This is a genomic window from Streptomyces sp. NPDC054847 (assembly GCF_053610925.1).
The window spans coordinates 65551-84237 of record NZ_JBSGZJ010000002.1 but is presented as its reverse complement, the minus strand read 5'-3'; the positions used below and the strand labels follow the sequence as shown (position 1 = coordinate 84237).

The window sequence follows — 18687 nt, the reverse complement described above, 5'->3', positions numbered from 1 at the left end:
CTTCCATCCGCCGGCGTCGCGACCGGATGCGTCGGCCGTGACCCGTGAAAATGCCCAGGGGCGTCAGCGCGCCGGCAGGCTCGAGCCGCGGACGACCAGCTCGGGCTGGAGGACCACGTGCTCGTGCCGGTGCTCGTCCGCCTGATCACCGGTCTCCTGGAGAAGGAGGCCGGCCGCCATGGCGCCCATCGTGCGGGCGGGCTGCCGGACGGAGGTCAGCGGAACGGTCGCCGCGGCGGCGAATTCGATGTCGTCGTACCCGACGATGGCCATCTCCTCTGGAACCTTGATGCCCGCCGTGTACATGAACTGGAGCACACCGAGGGCCAGCAGGTCGTTGGCACAGAAGACGGCGGTGGGCCGTTCCGCCAGGCCCAGCAGCCTGGCGCCCGCGTCACGTCCGGCGGCCACGTCGAGGCGCTCGGTCGGCACCTCCTGGAGCGCCTGGGGCGGCAGACCGGCCTGAGCCAGAGCGTCCAGCGCCCCCGTCCGCCGGTCCTGCACCTGCTTCAGGTGCGGCGGCCCGCTGATGAAGGCGATGGAGCGGTGACCGGCGCCCGTGAGGTGGCGGATCGCCAGCGCGCCGCCGGCGACGTCGTCGACCGAGACCGAGCAGCCCTCCGCGTCCCCCGCCACCCGGTCCACGAGGACGTAGGGGATGCCGTGCCGGCGGAACCTGAGCAGGCTCTGCCCGCTCGGGTCGGCAGGGGTGACCAGCACGCCCCGGACCCGCTGTTCGGCGAAGAGGTCGAGGTACTCCGCCTCCTCCTTGGCGTTCTGCCCGCTGTTGCACACCATGACCGCGAGTCCCGCGTCCCGGGCCGTTCGCTCGGCCCCGCGGGCGAGGTCGACGAAGAAGGGGTTGCCCATGTCGAGGACGAGGAGCGCCAGCACGCGGCTGCGCCCGGCCCGCAGTTGACGGGCGGACTCGCTGCGCACGTAGCCCAGCCGCGCGATCACCTGCTCCACATGACGCCGCGTCTGCTGCGAGACGCGGCTCGGTTGGTTGAGCACGTTGGACACCGTGCCCACGGAGACCCCCGCCTCCCGTGCCACGTCCTTGATGCCGACAGTCGGCATGGAGTCCGTCATGTGTGTCTCCTGCTGTTTCATCCCCGTCCTCGAATGGGTCCGACAGGGAACGTTCATCCTACGGAGCCAGGACCTGGATCACGCCAGATGGAACACTTCGGTGAGAGGACGCATGGCGGCGTCGGGCGCCTGTCCCTCGAGCTCCTCGAAGAACTCCGCCATTTCGGCCTGCCAGCGTGCGTTCACCTCGGTCGCCTCCATGGCCGCGCGGGCGGCTTCGAAGTCGTCGGTCTCCAGGTAGCCGACGAGCAGGCCGTCCTCACGCAGGAAGAGGGAGTAGTTGTGCCAGCCGGCTTCACGGAGCGCGGCGCGCATGTCGGCCCACACGTCCTGATGGCGGTCGCGGTACTCCGCGACCCTCTCGGAGCGGACCTTCAGCAGGAAGCAGACGCGTTGCATCGAGTCACCTTGCCATCGGGTGCGGGGCCCCGGGAGTCCCGGGGCCCCACAGCCTGTCGTACGGATCAGAAGTCGAACTTGTCGATGTTGGACTTGTCGAACACGGTCGGCTCGCCCGGGGAGACGACGCCGTCCTCGCCGATGGTGAAGGTCCCCAGGTCACCGGCGGCGAGGGTCTCGCCCTTCGCGCCGGTGATCCGGCCGGATTCGAGGGCGACGGCGGCGTGGGCGGCGAGGGCGCCGAGCTTGGCCGGGTCCCACAGCTCGAACGCGTCGACGGTGCCGTTCTTGATGTAGGCGCGCATGTCGTTGGGGGTGCCCAGGCCGGTGAGCTTGACCTTGCCCTTGTACTTGGAGCCGGACAGGTACTGGGCGGCGGCCTTGATGCCCACGGTGGTGGGGGAGATGATGCCCTTCAGATCCGGGTGCTCCTGGAGGAGTCCCTGGGTCTGCTGGAAGGACTTCTGGGCGTCGTCGTCGCCGTAGGCGACCTTGACGAGCTTGATGTCCTTGTATTCGGGCTTCTTCAGTTCGTCCTTCATGAAGTCGATCCAGGTGTTCTGGTTCGTCGCGGTCTGCGCTGCGGACAGGATCGCGATCTCCCCCTTGCCTCCGATCTGTTCGGACAGCAACTGGACCTGGGTGCGGCCGAGGTCCTCGGCGGAGGCCGGGGAGACGAACACCTGGCGGCAGTCCTTGTTGGTGTCGGAGTCGTAGGTGACGACACTGACGCCGTTCTTCATGGCCTGCTTCAGCGCGGTGCACAGAGCACCGGGGTCCTGTGCGGAGACGGCCATCGCGTCGACCTGCTGCTGCGTCAGGGTGTTGACGTAGCTGACCTGACCGGCGGTGTCGGTGCCGCTGCTGGTGCCGACCTCCTTGTAGGTCGAGCCCAGCTCCTCCACGGCCTTCTTGCCGCCGTTGTCGGCGGTGGTGAAGTAGGGGTTGTTGACCTGCTTGGGCAGGAAGGCGACGGTGAGGTCCTTCTTGGTCTCCGCGTTGGGGTCGGCCTTGCCGGCGGCCGCGGTGCCGCCGTCCTTCGACGCGGAGTCCTTGGTCGTGCCGCCGCAGGCGGTGGCACCGAGGGCGAGGGCCGTGACGGTGGCGAGCGCGAGAGTCAGGCGACGCGATCCGGCGGTGGGTGTGAACATGGGACGTTCCTTTACCTGTGCGGGAGGGAGAGCGGGGCGGGGCCGGCCGGAGCCGGGATGCGGCAAAGAGCTACGAGGACGGGACCGCCGGCGGTGGGGACGCGGCGGTTCTCCTGCGAGCCCGGGCCTGGGAGACCTGGCGGCCGATCCGGGGAGCGAGCACGGAGATCACCAGCAGGACTCCGGTGGCCACGATCTGGGACTGGGCGGAGACGTTCAGCAGGCTCATGACGTTCTGCAGCGTGCCGAGCAGGAACACACCGGCGATGGCGCCACCGATCGTGCCCTTGCCGCCGTCGAAGTCGATACCGCCGAGCAGCACGGCGGCGATCACGGACAGCTCGAGCCCGGTGGCGTTGTCGTAGCGGGCACTGGCGTAGTGCAGGGTCCAGAAGACACCGGTGAGAGCGGCGATCGCACCCGTGGACACGAACATGGCCAGCTTGAGCCGCTTGACCCGGACGCCGGCGAAGCGGGCCGCCTCCTCGGAAGCGCCGATGGCGAACAGGGAGCGTCCGACGGGCGTGGCGTGGAGGAGGACGACGGCGATCGCCAGCAGCACGACGAAGGGGACGACGGCGTACGGGAGGAAGGTGTCCCCGAACCGCCCCGCTCCGAAGTCGAGGTACTGGGCCGGGAAGTCGGTCACGGAGTCGGAACCGAGGACGATCTGCGCGATGCCCCGGTAGGCGGCGAGCGTGCCGATGGTGACGGCCAGCGACGGCAGCCCGAGCCGGGTGACGAGGAGTCCGTTGATCAGACCGCACACCACTCCGAGCAGGAGGCACAGCGGGATGATCGTCTCGATCGCCATGCCCGCGTTCCACAGCGCGCCCATCACCGCGCTGGACAGGCCGGCGGTGGAGGCCACGGAGAGGTCCACCTCGCCGGACACCACGAGCATTGCCATCGGCAGCGCGATCAGGGCGATGGGCAGGGTGTTGCCGATGAGGAAGGACACGTTCAGCGCGTTGCCGAAGTTCTCGACGAAGGAGAACGAACAGATCAACAGGACGACCAGCAGCACGCCGACCGAACTGTCCCAGCGCACCGCGCCGCCGAGGCGGGAGAGTACGGGGGACTTGGCGGTGTTGTCAGGCATGACGGGCACTCCTCGTCTGTGCGGCCTTCTTGCGCAGGGCGCCGGCCACCCGCAGCGCCAGGATCCGGTCGACGGCGATGGCCAGCAGGAGCAGGAAGCCGTTGATGGCGGTGACCCATACCGAACTCACGCCCAGGGCGGGGAGCACACTGTTGATGGAGGTCAGCAGCAGGGCGCCCAGCGCGGCGCCGTAGACCGAGCCGGATCCGCCGGTGAAGGCGACGCCGCCGACGACGACGGCGCTGACCACGATGAGCTCGTACCCGTTGCCCGTGTTGGAGTCGACGTTGCCGAACCGGGCGAGGTACAGGGCGCCGGCGAGCCCGGCGAGAGCGCCGCAGACCACGTAGGCGGTCATGATGCGGGCCCGGACCGGAACACCGGCGAGCCGCGCGGCCTCCGGGTTGGACCCCAGGGCGTACATGTCCCGTCCGCTGCGGTAGCCGCGGAGGAAGTAGGCGACGACGACCAGGACGGCCAGGCTGAGCAGCGCGAGATAGGGCACCACCGAGATGCCGTCGTGCCCGAAGTCCACGAAGGTGTCGGGCAGATCGCTCGCGGTGATCTGGCGGGAACCCACCCAGATCGAGTCGATGCCGCGGATGATGTAGAGGGTGCCCAGCGTCACCACCAGCGCCGGCACCTTGCCCAGACTCACCAGCGCCCCGTTGAGCACGCCGAAGAGCGCGCCGAGGCCCACGGCCAGCAGGACCGCGAGGAGCGGGTGGCCGCCGTCCTGGAGAAAGAGGCCCGCGGCGAAGGCGGAGATGCCCAGCACCGAGCCGACCGACAGGTCGACGTTGCGGGTGATCACCACCATCGCCTGGCCGACCGCGACCAGCACCAGGATGGTCGCGTTGAGCATCAGGTCCTTGATGCCCTGCTGGGACAGGAACTCGCCGTTGGACAGCTGCGTGGCGCCCAGCATGAGCACCAGCACGGCGACGACCGCCAGCTCGCGTGCCTTGAACATCTTGTCCACGAGCCGCCGTGCGGCGACGGACTCGGGCGCGACCTCCTGTCGCACCGGCTCGACCGTCATGGTCATGCCGCCTTCCTCTCTCGGTCGGTGCGGCCCGTCGCGGCGGCCATCACGGTCTCCTCGGTCGCCTGCGACCGAGGTATCTCCGCGGTCAGCCGGCCCTCGTGCATCACCAGGACCCGGTCCGCCATGCCGAGGATCTCCGGCAGATCGGACGAGATCATCAGCACGGCCACGCCATCGGCTGCGAGCGAGGACAGCAGGCGGTGCACCTCGGCCTTCGTCCCGACGTCGATACCTCTTGTCGGCTCGTCCACGATCAGTACCTGGGGAGCCGTGGCGAGCCATTTGGCCAGTACGACCTTCTGCTGGTTGCCGCCCGAGAGTGTCCCGACGACGTCGGCCAGGCGCGCGTACTTCACCTGGAGCCTGGTCGCCCAGTCCACGGCGCGGCTGCGCTCGGCACGCCGGCTCATCAGCCCGGCCCGGGACGTCGCCGCGAAGCCGGTGAGGCCGATGTTCCTCTCGATGGACATGTCCATCACCAGGCCCTGGGCGCGGCGGTCCTCCGGCACCAGGGCGATCCCGGCGGCCATGGCCAGGCTCGGAGCACCCGGAGGAAGTTTGCGGCCGAGCACCTCGATCTCGCCGGCGTCGAACCTGTCGACACCGAAGACGGCCCGGGCCACTTCGCTGCGGCCCGCCCCGACGAGGCCGGCCAGGCCGAGGATCTCGCCGCGGCGTACGTCGAAGGACACGTCGGTGAACACGCCTTCGCGCGTCAGCCGGCGCACGCTCAGCGCGACCTCGCCGATCTCGGTGACCTGCTTGGGATAGAGCTCCTCCAGATCGCGGCCGACCATACGGCGCACCAGACCGTCCTCGTCGAGGGCGGAGAGCGGCTCACTGGCGATCCAGGCACCGTCCCGCAGGGTGGTGACCCGCTGGCACAACTCGAAGATCTCCTCCAGGCGGTGCGAGATGAAAAGCACCGCCGAACCCTGCTCGCGGAGCGTCCTGACGACGCCGAACAGCCGGGAGACCTCGCTGCCGGTGAGAGCCGCCGTCGGCTCGTCCATGATCAGGACACGCGCGTCGAAGGAGAGGGCCTTGGCGATCTCCACCAGCTGCTGGTCGGCGATGGACAGGCCGCGGGCCGGCTGGTCGGGGTCGAGGGCGACACCGAGGCGCGCGAAGAGGTCGGCCGCCGCTTTCCTGACCGCACGGTGGTCCACCCTGCCCAGCGAGCGGCGGGGCTGCCGGCCGATGAAGATGTTCTCGGCGACCGACAGGTCGGGGAAGAGCGTCGGCTCCTGGTAGATCACCGCGATCCCCGCGTCGCGGGCGTCCGCCGGGCTGTGGAAATCCACCGGCTTGCCGTCGAGGAGGACCGTACCGGTGTCCGGACGGTGCACGCCCGCGAGAGTCTTGATCAAAGTGGACTTGCCCGCACCGTTCTCGCCCGCCAGGGCATGGGCCTCGCCCGCGTACAGTCGCAGGGAGACGTCGCGCAGGGCCCGGACGGCGCCGAAGGATTTACTCACTCCCTCCAGGGCGAGCACCGGAGTGGTCTCCGGTTCGGGATGAGTCATGAGTTCTCTCCAGTACGTGTGCCGAGCGGACACCCCGCTGTGAAATGTTTCAATGGGGTTGCCCGGAAGCTAGCTCCAGCGTGTCCGGGCAGTCAAGAGGTTGAGCCCCACGTGGTCGCCAGAACTCCCCGACGCGGAGCGGTCGAGGCGGTGGGAGACGGCTGTGAACTGCACGTTGCTACGCCGTGGGGTCTCCTGGGGCCCTGTGTGGCCAGGGGGCGGCATCGGGTTCGACAGGCGCGGCAGGAGTCCTTGACGGCAACTGCGTCAAGCACTAGCTTCAGCGGCATCCTGAATCGATTCAACGTCACTGGGTCTCTGGGCTCCCGCGACGGGGCAACTTGCGTATCTAGAGGTGGACATGCCTGACATCACTGCCGTGAAAGCAGCACTCGCCGGCCAGCGCGTCGAGACGCCTTCCTGGGGTTACGGCAACTCCGGAACGCGTTTCAAGGTGTTCGCGCAGCCCGGCGTGCCGCGCACGCCGCGCGAGAAGCTGGACGACGCGGCGAAGGTCCACGAGTTCACCGGCGTCACCCCCCGGGTGTCGTTGCACATCCCCTGGGACAAGGTGGACGACTACGCGGCCCTGTCCGTGCACGCGAAGGACCGTGGGCTGGAACTGGGCGCGATCAACTCCAACACCTTCCAGGACGACGACTACAGGCTCGGCAGTGTCTGCCACCCGGACGCCGCCGTGCGCCGCAAGGCCGTGGCCCACCTGCTGGAGTGCGTCGACATCATGGACGCCACCGGCTCCAGTGACCTGAAGCTCTGGTTCGCCGACGGCACCAACTACCCCGGCCAGGACGACGTCGCGGCCCGCCAGGACCGCCTTGCCGAGGCGCTCCAGGCGGTCTACGAGCGCCTGGGCGATGACCAGCGGATGCTCCTGGAGTACAAGTTCTTCGAGCCCGCCTTCTACACCACCGACGTCCCCGACTGGGGCACCGCCTACGCACACTGCCTGAAGCTCGGCGAGAAGGCGCAGGTCGTCGTGGACACCGGCCACCACGCACCCGGCACCAACATCGAGTTCATCGTGGCCCTGCTGCTGCGCGAGGGGAAGCTGGGGGGCTTCGACTTCAACTCCCGCTTCTACGCCGACGACGACCTGATGGTCGGTGCCGCCGACCCCTTCCAGCTCTTCCGGATCCTGCACGAAGTCATCAAGAACGGCGGCCTGGACCCGGCCACCGGCGTGGCCTTCATGCTCGATCAGTGCCACAACGTCGAGGCGAAGATCCCGGCGATCATCCGCTCGGTGATGAACGTCCAGGAAGCCACCGCCAAGGCACTGCTGGTCGACGCCGAGGCGCTGGCCGCGGCGCAGGCCGAGGGCGACGTCCTGGCGGCCAACGCCGTGCTGATGGACGCCTACAACACCGATGTGCGGCCCCTGCTGGCCGAGGTCCGTGAGGAGAAGGGCCTGAACCCCGACCCGGTCGCGGCCTACCGCGCCAGCGGCTGGCAGGAGCGGATCGCCGCGGAGCGCGTGGGCGGCGAGCAGGCCGGCTGGGGCGCGTAGCCGCCGTTCCGACGCCGTCGGCGTCCTCGAGCAACCTCCCTCGTCACCCCATCCCGAAGGAAAGAAGCATCATGGCCTCCGCCATCCACCCTGAAGTCGCCGGGCTCCTGGCGCGGTCTCACCGGCTCGGCTCCGACCCGCGCAACACCAACTACGCGGGTGGGAACACGTCCGCCAAGGGCACCACCACCGATCCCGTCACCGGCGGCGAGACGGAACTGCTGTGGGTGAAGGGCTCCGGCGGCGACCTGGGCACACTGAAGGCCGAAGGACTGGCCGCGCTGCGCCTCGACCGGCTGCGCGCCCTGAAGGCCGTCTATCCGGGTGTCGAGCGCGAGGACGAGATGGTCGCCGCGTTCGACTACTGCCTGCACGGCAAGGGCGGCGCCGCGCCCTCCATCGACACGGCCATGCACGGACTGGTCGACGCCGCCCATGTGGACCACCTGCACCCCGACTCCGGTATCGCACTGGCCTGTGCGGCCGACGGCGAGAAGCTGACCGCCGAGTGTTTCGGTGACAAGGTCGTGTGGGTGCCGTGGCGGCGGCCCGGGTTCCAGCTCGGCCTGGACATCGCCGCGATCAAGGAGGCCAATCCGCAGGCCATCGGCTGCGTTCTCGGCGGCCACGGTGTCACCGCATGGGGCGCCACGTCCGAGGAGTGCGAGGCCAACTCGCTCCACATCATCCGCACCGCCGAGGCGTTCCTTGCAGAGAAGGGCCGCCCCGAGCCCTTCGGCCCGGTGACCGGGCGCTACGCGCCGCTGCCCGACGACGAACGGCGCGTCCGCGCTGCTGCCCTCGCCCCGCACGTCCGCGCCATCGCGTCCGCCGACTTCCCGCAGGTCGGCCACTTCACGGACTCCGAGACGGTGCTGGACTTCCTCTCCCGCGCCGAGCACCCGCGCCTCGCGGCCCTCGGCACGTCCTGCCCCGACCACTTCCTGCGCACCAAGGTCCGCCCGCTGGTCCTGGACCTGCCCGCCGACGTGCCGCTCGAGCAGGCGGTCGCCCGCCTGGCGGAGCTGCACACCGAATACCGCGCCGAGTACCGGGCCTACTACGAGCGGCACGCGGTCGCCGGCTCGCCGGCCATGCGCGGCGCCGACCCCGCGATCGTCCTGGTGCCGGGCGTCGGCATGTTCTCCTTCGGCAAGGACAAGCAGACCGCACGCGTCGCCGGCGAGTTCTACGTCAACGCGATCAACGTGATGCGCGGCGCCGAGGCCGTCTCCTCGTACAGCCCCATCGAGGAGTCGGAGAAGTTCCGCATCGAGTACTGGGACCTCGAGGAGGCCAAGCTCCGGCGGATGCCGGCGCCCAAGCCGCTGGCCACCAGGGTCGCGCTGGTCACCGGCGCCGGCTCCGGCATCGGCAGGGCCATCGCAGGCCGGCTGGTCGCCGACGGCGCCTGCGTCGTGGTCGCCGACCTCGACGGCACGGCCGCGGCGACCGTCGCGGAAGAACTCGGCGGACCGGACAGGGCCGTCGCCGTGACCGTGGACGTCACCAGCGAGGAGCAGATCGCCGCCGCGTTCCGCGAGGCCGTCCTCGCCTTCGGCGGGGTCGACCTGGTCGTCAACAACGCGGGCATCTCCATCTCCAAGCCGCTGCTGGAGACGACGGCCAAGGACTGGGACCTCCAGCACGACATCATGGCTCGCGGCTCCTTCCTGGTCTCCCGCGAGGCCGCGCGCGTGATGATCGCGCAGAAGCTGGGCGGCGACATCATCTACATCGCCTCCAAGAACGGTGTCTTCGCGGGCCCCAACAACATCGCCTACGGCGCGACCAAGGCCGACCAGGCGCACCAGGTGCGGCTGCTGGCGGCCGAGCTCGGAGAGCACGGCATCCGCGTCAACGGCGTCAACCCTGACGGAGTCGTTCGCGGCTCCGGCATCTTCGCCCGTGGCTGGGGCGCCCAGCGGGCCGCCGTGTACGGGGTGGAGGAGGACAAGCTCGGCGAGTTCTACGCCCAGCGCACGCTTCTCAAGCGTGAGGTGCTGCCCGAACACGTGGCGAACGCGGTCTTCGCCCTCACCGGCGGCGACCTGTCCCACACCACCGGGCTGCACATCCCGGTGGACGCGGGCGTCGCCGCGGCCTTCCTGCGCTGATCCGAAGCCGCCCTGATGCCGGTGCGCCCGACGCGGCGGCATCAGGGCGCACCACGGGCCGGCGGCCGGATGCCGCACGCGGCTCTGTCCCGTCGGGGCCGCCGGCCCGCGATGCCGTGCCCTTCCTGTCCTCACTCGTTGCCGCGCACAGCGGAGGTACCACCACGTGACCAGCACCCCGACCTCCTCGGGCTCTCCCTCCGCATTCGCCGCGGTCGACCTCGGGGCGACCAGCGGCAGGGTGATCCTCGGCCGAGTCGGGCCGGACAGCCTCGATCTGAGCGAGGCCCACCGGTTCCCCAACACCCCCGTCCTCCTGCCCGACGGGCTGCGCTGGAACCTGCTCGCCCTCTTCCAGGGAACCCTCGACGGTCTGCGGGAAGCCGCCCGCGCCGGCGGAGTGATCTCCATCGGAGTGGACAGCTGGGCGGTGGACTACGGGCTCCTCGACGCCGACGGCGCCCTCCTCGGCCCCCCTTACCACTACCGGGACAACCGCACCGACGGAGCCGCCGAACGTGTGTGGCCGCATGTCGGACCGCAGGAGCTGTACCGGACCACCGGGCTCCAGCACCTGCCGTTCAACACCGTCTTCCAGCTCGCCGCCGCCGCGGACAGCGCCCAGTTGCAGGCTGCCCGCACCCTGCTGCTGATCCCGGACCTGCTGATCCACTTGCTGACCGGATCCGTCGGAGCGGAAGCGACCAACGCTTCCACCACCGGCCTCTTCGACGCACGCACCGGCACCTGGTCCGGGGAACTCCTCGACCGGCTGTCCATCGACCCCGCTCTGCTGCCCCCGCTCCGCCGCCCCGGTGACCCGGCCGGCACGCTCCTGCCGCACGTGGCCGCCGGTACGGGCCTCGACGCCCGGACCCCCGTGGTCACCGTCGCCTCGCACGACACCGCCTCCGCCGTCGCCGCCGTTCCGGCCACCGAGCCGCACTTCGCCTACATATCGTGCGGCACCTGGTCGCTGGCGGGCCTCGAGCTGGAGGCCCCGGTCCTCACAGAAGACTCCCGGGCCGCGAACTTCACCAACGAGCTGGGCGTGGACGGCACTGTCCGGTACCTCCGCAACATCATGGGCATGTGGCTCCTGGAGGAGTGCCGCCGGACCTGGGAAAGGCAAGGCCGGTCCGCAGACCTTCCCGCGCTCCTCGCCGAAGCGGCCCGCGCCGAGCCGTTCGGCGCGATCATCGATCCGGACGACCCCGAGTTCCTCACCCCGGGCGACATGCCGGAACGGATCCGGGACCACTGCCGCCGCATCGGCCAGTCCGTCCCGGACAGCCGAGGCGCCGTGGTCCGCTGCATCCTGGAGAGCCTGGCCCTGGCCCACCGCCGCACCCTGCGCCGGGCGGCCGAACTCGCCGGTCGCGACATCACACACATCCACCTCGTCGGCGGAGGCTCCCGCAACGAACTGCTCTGCCGGTTCACGGCCGACGCCACCGGACTCCCCGTCATCGCCGGCCCCACGGAAGCCACCGCCCTCGGCAACATCCTCATTCAGGCCAGAACGGCCGGACTGGTGTCCGACCTGGGCGCGATGCGCCGGCTCATCGCCTCCACACAGCATCTCCGGCGCTACACCCCGAGCGGCGACACCGCCGCATGGGACGCGGCTGCCGCCCGGCTCGCCCCAACAGGCAGGAGCGTCTGATGCGCGATGGCCAGGTCCGGCCTGCGTCGGTGCCTCCTCGTCGCCCACGGCAGCCGACCCGTTCATGGTCGGACCATAGTGAAGCCGTGACATACGCTCGGACCCAACGACAAGCAGGTCTGGAAGGTGGGCGATGGCAGCCGAATGGCGTCCCGTGCGGCAGTCACGGACACATGAGCTCGTCCTCGAGAGCATCGAGGAACGGCTGTTGTCCGGCGAGTTGAAGGCGGGCGACCGTTTGCCGCCCGAGCGCGAGCTTGCACCTGTCCTGGGGGTGAGCAGGTCCGCGCTGCGCGAGGCCCTGCGGGTGATGGAGACGATCGGTGTACTGGCCGCGCAGGTGGGGCGCGGCCCCGACTCCGGGGCGCGCATCGTCCGCAATCCCGACGACGCCCTGGGCCGGCTGCTGCGACTGCATCTGGCGCTCGGGAGCTACGACCTCCAGGACGTGCTCGAGGCCCGGGTCGTGCTGGAGCGGTCGAGCTTCGAGGCGGCGGCCCGCTCGGCGCCCGAGGAACTGCTCGCCGAGGCGGCGGAGATCCTCGACCGGATGCAGCGGGACGACATCGACGTGGCGGAGTTCAACGAACTGGACACGCGCTTCCACATCCAGATCGCACGCAGCTCCGGCAATCAGCTGATCTCCACGCTGACGTCCGCGGTCCGCGAGTCCGTGCGCACGCTGATTCTGGAGGCGGAGGAGGCGGACGGGACCTGGCCGGTGACCGCGGCCGCTCTCAACGCCGAGCACACCGAACTGCTGCGCCTGGTCCGCGCGGGCGAGGGCGCCCGAGCGGCCGATCTCGCCGAGCGCCACATCCGCGGCTTCCACGGCAAGCTCGTGAAGGACACGGAGACGGCGCGGACAGAGGAGCCGGGGGCGGAGTAGCAACCGCGCCGGTCCGCCCGGGGGCGGTCCCTTCTGTGGGCCGGCCCGTCCGCCGCCCGGAGCGCTGTTGACAGCGCACCAACGCATGGGGCGGAAACTGCACACTGCCGAAGACCAAATTATGGATTGTCGTTAGTATGGTCGGACCATACGAGATCGTGGAGGCCTCCCCGTGCGAATCGGACTCTTCGCCACCTGCCTCGGAGACACACTCTTCCCCGACGCGGTGAAAGCCACCGCGCTGCTGCTCAGCCGGCTCGGCCACGAGCTGGTCTTCCCACCGGGGCAGACCTGCTGCGGGCAGATGCACGTGAACACGGGCTATCAGCGGGAGCCCGTCCCCCTCGTGCGGAACTTCACCGAGCAGTTCGGCGACAGCTCCATCGAGGCCGTGGTCATGCCCTCCGGCTCGTGCGCCGGTTCCGTACGGCATCAGCACGAGATCATCGCCGAGCGGTACGGGGACGCGGCGCTGCGGTCCGGCGTCGCCGGCGTCAAGGCCAAGACGTACGAGCTGTCCGAGCTGCTGGTCGACGTGCTCGGTGTCGTGGACGTCGGCGCCTATTTCCCGCACCGGGTCACCTACCACCCCACCTGCCACTCCCTGCGGATGCTGCGCGTCGGTGACAAGCCGCTGCGGCTGCTGCGCGCCGTCGACGGCATCGACCTGGTCGAACTGCCCGAGGCGGACGCGTGCTGCGGCTTCGGCGGCACCTTCGCCGTGAAGAACGCCGAGACGTCGACCGCGATGCTCGGCGACAAGGTCGCGGCGGTGACCGGCACCGGCGCGGCCGTCTGCACGGCGGGCGACTCCTCGTGCCTCATGCACATCGGGGGCGGGCTCTCCCGCATCAGGGCCGGGACCACGACCCTGCACCTCGCTCAGATCCTCGCCGCCACCCGTACCTCGCCGTACCCCCTGACGGAGGTCGCACGATGAGTCGCAGCACCTTTCTCGGCATGCCCGCCGCGCCGCCCCGCGCGCCGTACGGCGAGGGAAACCTGCGCGGGGAGCAGAAGTTCCCGAAAGCCGCGCACGGTGAGCTGCGCAACGAGCAGCTGCGAAGGAACCTGCACAAGGCCACCCACACCATCCGAGCCAAGCGGATCGCCGTCACGGCGGAACTCGACGACTGGGAGCAGCTGCGGGACGCGGGCTCCGCCATCAAGACCGACACGATGAACCGACTCCCGGAACTGCTGGAACAGTTGGAGGAGAAGGTCACGGAGGCGGGCGGCACGGTCCACTGGGCGCGGGACGCGGCCGAGGCCAACGCGATCGTGACCCGCCTGATCGCCGCCACCGGCAGCGAGGAGGTCATCAAGGTCAAGTCGATGGTCACACAGGAGATCGGCCTCAACGAGCACCTGGCCGATCACGGCATCACCGCCCACGAGACCGACCTCGCCGAGCTGATCGTGCAGCTCGCGGACGACAAGCCGTCGCACATCCTGGTGCCGGCCATCCACCGCAACCGGGACGAGATCCGCGAGATCTTCCTCAAGGAGATCCCCGGAGTCGATCCGGGGCTCGACTCCGTACCGGCCCATCTCGCGGCGGCGGCACGGGCGTATCTGCGCGAGAAGTTCATGACCACCAAGGTCGCCGTCTCCGGGGCGAACTTCGGCATCGCGGAGACCGGCACCCTCTCCGTCGTCGAGTCCGAGGGCAACGGCCGTATGTGCCTCACCCTGCCGGACACCCTGATCACCGTCATGGGAATCGAGAAGGTACTGCCGCGCCACCAGGACCTGGAGGTCTTCTTCCAGCTCCTGCCGCGCTCCTCCACGGGCGAGCGCATGAACCCGTACACCTCGCTGTGGACGGGCGTCACGCCCGGGGACGGCCCGCAGGACTTCCATCTGGTGCTCCTCGACAACGGTCGCACCGCCGCACTCGCCGACGCCGTCGGCCGTGAGGCGCTCAACTGCATCCGCTGCTCGGCCTGTCTGAACGTCTGCCCGGTGTACGAGCGGGCCGGCGGGCACGCGTACGGGTCGACGTACCCCGGTCCGATCGGGGCCGTGCTCACCCCGCAGCTGGCCGGCATGCACGAGGCGAAGGACGACCCCAATGCCTCCCTGCCGTACGCCTCCAGCCTCTGTGGGGCGTGTTTCGACGCCTGCCCGGTGAAGATCGACATCCCGTCGCTGCTCGTGGAGCTGCGACATCAGCACACCGAGCAGTCGGGCACGACTGTGGAGAAGCTCGCCATGAAGGCCGCCGCCGGCGTGATGGCCCGGCCGGGCCTCTACACCTCCGCGCAGAAGGCCGCCCGCCTCGGCCGGATCGCCGCCGGACGGGACGGGAAGATCTCGCGTCTCCCTCCGCCGTTCAGCGGCTGGAGCGACAGCCGGGACACCCCGGCGCCGCCCAAGGAGACCTTCCGCGCGTGGCTGGCCTCCGCCGAGGGCGCGAACGAGCTGCGCGCGGCGGCGCAAGGCGCGGAGAACCGCGCGGCCGGGCCCCGTCCGGCGCAGGACCGAGAAGAGCGTGACCCGATGACCGGGCACGACTCGACCGAGGAGCAGCGATGAGCGCACGAGAGACGGTTCTCGGCCGCGTCCGGGACGCCCTGACGCTCGCCCCCAAGCCGCCCGTCACGGTGCCGAGGGCCTACCGCACCGGCACCACCCTGCCCGACCAGGAGCGCCTCGCGCTGTTCACCGACCGGCTGGTGGACTACAAGGCGCAGGTCCACCCGTGCACCGCTGCCGGCACCGCCGACACCCTCGCGCGTGTGCTGCGCGAGCGCGACGCCCGCACCGTCGGCGTACCGGCGGGGCTCGACCGGTCGTGGCTCGTAGCTTTCGACGGCACGGTCCAGGTGGACTCGGCCGACATCCCGGCGCCCCGCCTGGACGCGCTGGACGGCGTGGTGACCGGCTCGGCGGTGGCGTGCGCCGAGACCGGCACGATCTTCCTGGACGGCTCGGCCGACCAGGGCCGACGGGCCCTGTCCCTCGTGCCCGACCTGCATGTCTGCGTGGTCGACCTGTCCGCCGTCGCGGTCGGCGTTCCGGACGCCCTGGCCCGCCTGGTGCCGGCCCGGCCCACGACCCTGATCAGCGGCCCGTCCGCGACGTCCGACATCGAACTGGAGCGCGTCGAGGGGGTGCACGGTCCGCGCATGCTCGACGTGGTGATCAGGACGGACGCCTAGAGCCCTCCCAGGTCCGCGTGCAACAGATGTCTGCGAGGTTCAGATGGTCCGCCGCCGACCATCGCCTTCGCCGGACGACATGCGGCGTGCCAGCGTCGAGCTCCCCCGGTCAGACTTCGAAGGTTGCGACGGCTTCCGTGCCGACGTGATGGAGGATGCGCTTAACGCGGTGGTTCGGACGGTAGATGATCACCTTCGGGGCATCTGCGGCGCTGGCCGCGCGCAGCAGCGCGTAGGCGCACACCAGGTCGATCCGGTCCAGAGCCCGCATGTCGAACAGCCACTCCCGGGCATCCCGCAGTCGCGGATCCTGCAGCTGTTCCTCGATGGCCCGTGCCGCCGAGGAGTGCAGGACGCCGTGGAACGTCACGGTCGCGCGTTCGCCGTCCCAGGAGATCGCGAGGGGGAGCCGACGTCCGGGGGTAGCAAAAGTGGGCATGTTGGTCGCTCCGATACGAGAGAAACGTCGACGCCGCTTCAGGTGTGATTGCGTCTTGTATCAGGCATACGCCTCGAAAGTGAATGAATGGCTGCTTTCATGTTAAGGACATGGTGGCCGCCGCACCCGCACAGCCGGGAGCCGGCCGGTGTGAGTGCGGCAGGGCGGCCTTCGCCGTCCGGGCGGATGGCAGTGACGGGGTGTCCAGGCGCAGTGCGTCGGCGGCCTGCGAGCGCGGTGCGGCTGCGGGGTCCAAGTGATCGAACTTCGATGAAGTAGGGAATCTCATGCTGCTGGAGAACAAGACCGCCATCGTCTACGGCGGCGCTGGAGCGATCGGCTCCGCCGTCGCCCGCGTCTTCGCCGGCGAAGGCGCCACGGTCCACTTGGTCGGGCGGACCCACGCACCTCTGGCGGAGCTGGCCGGCACCATCGCCGAATCCGGGGGTCGCGTCGAGGTCGCCACCCTCGACGCGACTGACCGCGCCGCGGTCGAGCAGCACGCCGACGCCGTCGCCCGGCACTCCGCGGGGATCGATATCGCCTTCAACGCCACTTCCAACGACGACCTGCACGGCACCCCGCTGGTCGACATGGCCGACGAAGACGTGCTGCGCCCCGTCATCAAGGCAGTCACCACCCACTTGACTCTGGCCACGGCCGTCGCCCGCCATATGATCCCCCGCCGCACCGGCGTGATCCTGGCCATGGGGGGCGGCCGAGAAGCCATCCCTGGCCTCGGCGGCTCCCATATCGCCTGGTCCGCCCTCTCCGGTCTGTGCCGCCAGCTCGCCGGCGAACTCGGCCCGCACGGCATCCGGGCAGCCTGGCTGCTCTCTCCCGGCTCGCCCGATCCGTCCAGCCCGCCGGAGGACGACCCTGAGGCGTCCGTGACTCTGCTCCACCGCCGGCCCCGTCTCGAAGACGTCGCCTACGCCGCGGCCTTCCTCGCCTCCGACCGCGCGCCGACCATGACCGCCACGGAGGTCAATGTCACCGGCGGCGCCGTCATCGACTGAACGCACTCAGAAGGTGGTTGTGGCGCTGCGCCTCCCGGGCAGCTGGTTGATAACGCCGCGCCTGTGCGGTTCCCCGCGCCCCTGGCGGACCGCTGACCGTGCGGCTCCGGCTCTCAGCCGAAGATGTCCAGGAGGTCGGGCCAGGAGCCGTCGTCGGCGGGGCGGGCCCGCATCGGGCGCGGCTCCGGGTAGGTTGCCGCTGCGGCCCTCGCGCGGACGATTTCCGGCCCGCCGCACGCCGCGACCGCGAAGGCGCCGAAAACCTTGGCGAACGCGGCCGGGTCGCGAAACTCCACGCCGAATGCCCGGCCGTCCTGCAGCGGCACCCACACCACCCGGTCGAACCGTGTCCATTCCCGCACCGGCTGGTCGTCCGCGGTCGACCGCCCCTCCAGCCACAGCCGCGCCACGTGCAGCAGGTTCACCTTCTCCATCGGCAGCCGCTTGCGCCGTACCCGCAGTTCACGCGTCGTCAGCTCGACGCGCTGGTCCTTCTTCGGATACCAGACGACGCCGATCCCGAACGGCACCCACAGCAGGATCCCGATCAACGGCCAGACCAGAGCGTCGCCCCACGATCGGAGCAGCCCGCCGTCCAACAGGTACAGGGCCCCGAATACGAGAACCCACTTCGCCGTCATCCGCCAGAACCCGGTGCCCTGCCGGTACAGGACCCGCCGCTTCGTCGCCATCGTCATGCCCGCACGCTATCCGCCGCACCGCAGCTCCCGACAAGGCCGGCTACCCGTCAACTTCACTGGACTTCGGTGAGAACGCTCAACCTTCACTGCGACAGGACATGAGCACCGGACCTTTCCCATGCCGCACTGGACTTGTCGTGCAACACCAAGTCTGACAATCAATTCGGATTCGAGAACGACGAGGAGTTCCAGATCGCGCTGACGCTCGCCATCCACGGTCACGAGGTGATGGCAGCGGGTGATCGTGTACGGAAACGACTATGCCCTCGACCTCAAGGTGAAGTAGGAAACGCACGGCAAGGCGGGGTGTCCGGGAGGTTCTCTCTCCCGGGCACCCCGCCATGTTCGGAATTCAGGAGCATGGCGTGGTGGGACGGTTCGAGCCGCACGGCGGCTACAAGAAGGACTTCGCGGTGCACGCCGGTCCCGCGCAGGCCGCCTGGGACCGCGCGGCGTTCGCCGACGAGATCCGCGGCGACGTCAACCGGATCCTGGGCGTCGCCCTCGCCGAGGAGACCGGCGGCCGCCCCGCGTCCGGCGCGTGGTCGTACTGGTTCGAGAACGACGACCTCAGTGTGCGCCTGGTGGTCGCCGACCCCGAGGGGGACGGCCCGCTGGACAGGGCCCCGGCCTACGTCCTCCCCGTGTCCCGTTCCGCGGACGTGGAGACCTGGCAGCTCGCGGAGAGGCTGTACGACGGCCTCGACGCGCTGGGCAGGTATCTGCTGATCGCCCTGGAGGACGAGGGCATGCCCGTCGCCTCGAACTTCGATGGTGGGGACGACTGGTGAGACGCGGGGACGCGGCACGGTGAGGCGCCGCGCATGAGCGGTGCCGGGGCGCGGC

17 protein-coding genes are annotated in these 18687 nt (G+C 70.0%); 9 read left to right on the top strand and 8 right to left on the bottom strand.

The window, feature by feature from the left end:
- Nucleotides 1-63: 63 nt before the first annotated feature.
- The 6 genes from ACWGH4_RS01195 to ACWGH4_RS01170 form a co-directional block, all read right to left on the bottom strand.
- Nucleotides 64-1092 (bottom strand): LacI family DNA-binding transcriptional regulator, encoded by a 1029-nt coding sequence (locus ACWGH4_RS01195; RefSeq protein WP_453454256.1) that lies wholly within the window; start codon nt 1090-1092, stop codon nt 64-66.
- Nucleotides 1093-1170: 78 nt separating this feature from the next.
- Nucleotides 1171-1491 carry an L-rhamnose mutarotase gene (locus tag ACWGH4_RS01190; RefSeq protein ID WP_441261572.1) on the bottom strand — a complete coding sequence of 107 codons (321 nt, stop codon included), beginning with the start codon at nt 1489-1491 and terminating at the stop codon, nt 1171-1173.
- Nucleotides 1492-1556: 65 nt separating this feature from the next.
- The gene (rhaS, locus tag ACWGH4_RS01185; protein WP_441261573.1) at nt 1557-2642 is read right to left on the bottom strand and encodes a rhamnose ABC transporter substrate-binding protein; all 1086 of its coding nucleotides are present in this window, start codon (nt 2640-2642) and stop codon (nt 1557-1559) included.
- A gap of 70 nt (nt 2643-2712) precedes the next feature.
- Nucleotides 2713-3744 (bottom strand): ABC transporter permease subunit, encoded by a 1032-nt coding sequence (locus tag ACWGH4_RS01180; RefSeq protein WP_441261574.1) that lies wholly within the window; start codon nt 3742-3744, stop codon nt 2713-2715.
- Nucleotides 3737-4792, bottom strand: a complete 1056-nt coding sequence (locus ACWGH4_RS01175) for an ABC transporter permease subunit (RefSeq protein ID WP_441261575.1) — start codon at nt 4790-4792, stop codon at nt 3737-3739. The genes ACWGH4_RS01180 and ACWGH4_RS01175 overlap by 8 nt, the downstream gene beginning before the upstream one ends.
- Nucleotides 4789-6318 carry a sugar ABC transporter ATP-binding protein gene (locus tag ACWGH4_RS01170; RefSeq protein ID WP_453454253.1) on the bottom strand — a complete coding sequence of 510 codons (1530 nt, stop codon included), beginning with the start codon at nt 6316-6318 and terminating at the stop codon, nt 4789-4791. The genes ACWGH4_RS01175 and ACWGH4_RS01170 overlap by 4 nt, the downstream gene beginning before the upstream one ends.
- A gap of 361 nt (nt 6319-6679) precedes the next feature.
- Between ACWGH4_RS01170 and rhaI the strand changes: the two genes are divergently transcribed.
- From rhaI to ACWGH4_RS01135, 7 genes are all read left to right on the top strand, one after another.
- On the top strand, nt 6680-7846 hold the full coding sequence (gene rhaI / locus ACWGH4_RS01165; protein WP_453454252.1) for an L-rhamnose isomerase: 1167 nt from the start codon (nt 6680-6682) through the stop codon (nt 7844-7846).
- Between the two features lie 71 nt (nt 7847-7917).
- Nucleotides 7918-9963 carry a bifunctional aldolase/short-chain dehydrogenase gene (locus ACWGH4_RS01160; protein ID WP_453454250.1) on the top strand — a complete coding sequence of 682 codons (2046 nt, stop codon included), beginning with the start codon at nt 7918-7920 and terminating at the stop codon, nt 9961-9963.
- Between the two features lie 166 nt (nt 9964-10129).
- On the top strand, nt 10130-11629 hold the full coding sequence (locus ACWGH4_RS01155; protein WP_453454248.1) for a rhamnulokinase: 1500 nt from the start codon (nt 10130-10132) through the stop codon (nt 11627-11629).
- 133 nt (nt 11630-11762) lie between these two features.
- Nucleotides 11763-12518, top strand: coding sequence for a FadR/GntR family transcriptional regulator (locus ACWGH4_RS01150; RefSeq protein WP_453454246.1), 756 nt, complete (start codon nt 11763-11765; stop codon nt 12516-12518).
- Nucleotides 12519-12690: 172 nt separating this feature from the next.
- Nucleotides 12691-13458 (top strand): heterodisulfide reductase-related iron-sulfur binding cluster, encoded by a 768-nt coding sequence (locus ACWGH4_RS01145; RefSeq protein ID WP_441261581.1) that lies wholly within the window; start codon nt 12691-12693, stop codon nt 13456-13458.
- Nucleotides 13455-15056 (top strand): LutB/LldF family L-lactate oxidation iron-sulfur protein, encoded by a 1602-nt coding sequence (locus ACWGH4_RS01140; protein WP_453454244.1) that lies wholly within the window; start codon nt 13455-13457, stop codon nt 15054-15056. The genes ACWGH4_RS01145 and ACWGH4_RS01140 overlap by 4 nt, the downstream gene beginning before the upstream one ends.
- Nucleotides 15053-15682, top strand: coding sequence for a LutC/YkgG family protein (locus ACWGH4_RS01135; RefSeq protein ID WP_453454242.1), 630 nt, complete (start codon nt 15053-15055; stop codon nt 15680-15682). Before ACWGH4_RS01140 ends, ACWGH4_RS01135 begins: the two co-directional genes overlap by 4 nt.
- A 109-nt stretch (nt 15683-15791) precedes the next feature.
- Here the strand turns inward: ACWGH4_RS01135 and ACWGH4_RS01130 are convergent, their stop codons facing one another.
- On the bottom strand, nt 15792-16121 hold the full coding sequence (locus tag ACWGH4_RS01130) for an STAS domain-containing protein (protein ID WP_453454240.1): 330 nt from the start codon (nt 16119-16121) through the stop codon (nt 15792-15794).
- 287 nt (nt 16122-16408) lie between these two features.
- Between ACWGH4_RS01130 and ACWGH4_RS01125 the strand changes: the two genes are divergently transcribed.
- Nucleotides 16409-17140: an SDR family NAD(P)-dependent oxidoreductase gene (locus ACWGH4_RS01125; RefSeq protein WP_453454238.1), complete on the top strand. Its 732-nt coding sequence runs from the start codon at nt 16409-16411 to the stop codon at nt 17138-17140.
- Between the two features lie 113 nt (nt 17141-17253).
- Here ACWGH4_RS01125 and ACWGH4_RS01120 read toward each other — a convergent pair whose 3' ends face one another.
- Nucleotides 17254-17838, bottom strand: coding sequence for a hypothetical protein (locus tag ACWGH4_RS01120; protein ID WP_453454236.1), 585 nt, complete (start codon nt 17836-17838; stop codon nt 17254-17256).
- Nucleotides 17839-18206: 368 nt separating this feature from the next.
- Here ACWGH4_RS01120 and ACWGH4_RS01115 point away from each other — a divergent pair, with 368 nt between their 5' ends.
- Nucleotides 18207-18632 (top strand): hypothetical protein, encoded by a 426-nt coding sequence (locus ACWGH4_RS01115; protein WP_453454234.1) that lies wholly within the window; start codon nt 18207-18209, stop codon nt 18630-18632.
- Nucleotides 18633-18687 lie beyond the last annotated feature (55 nt).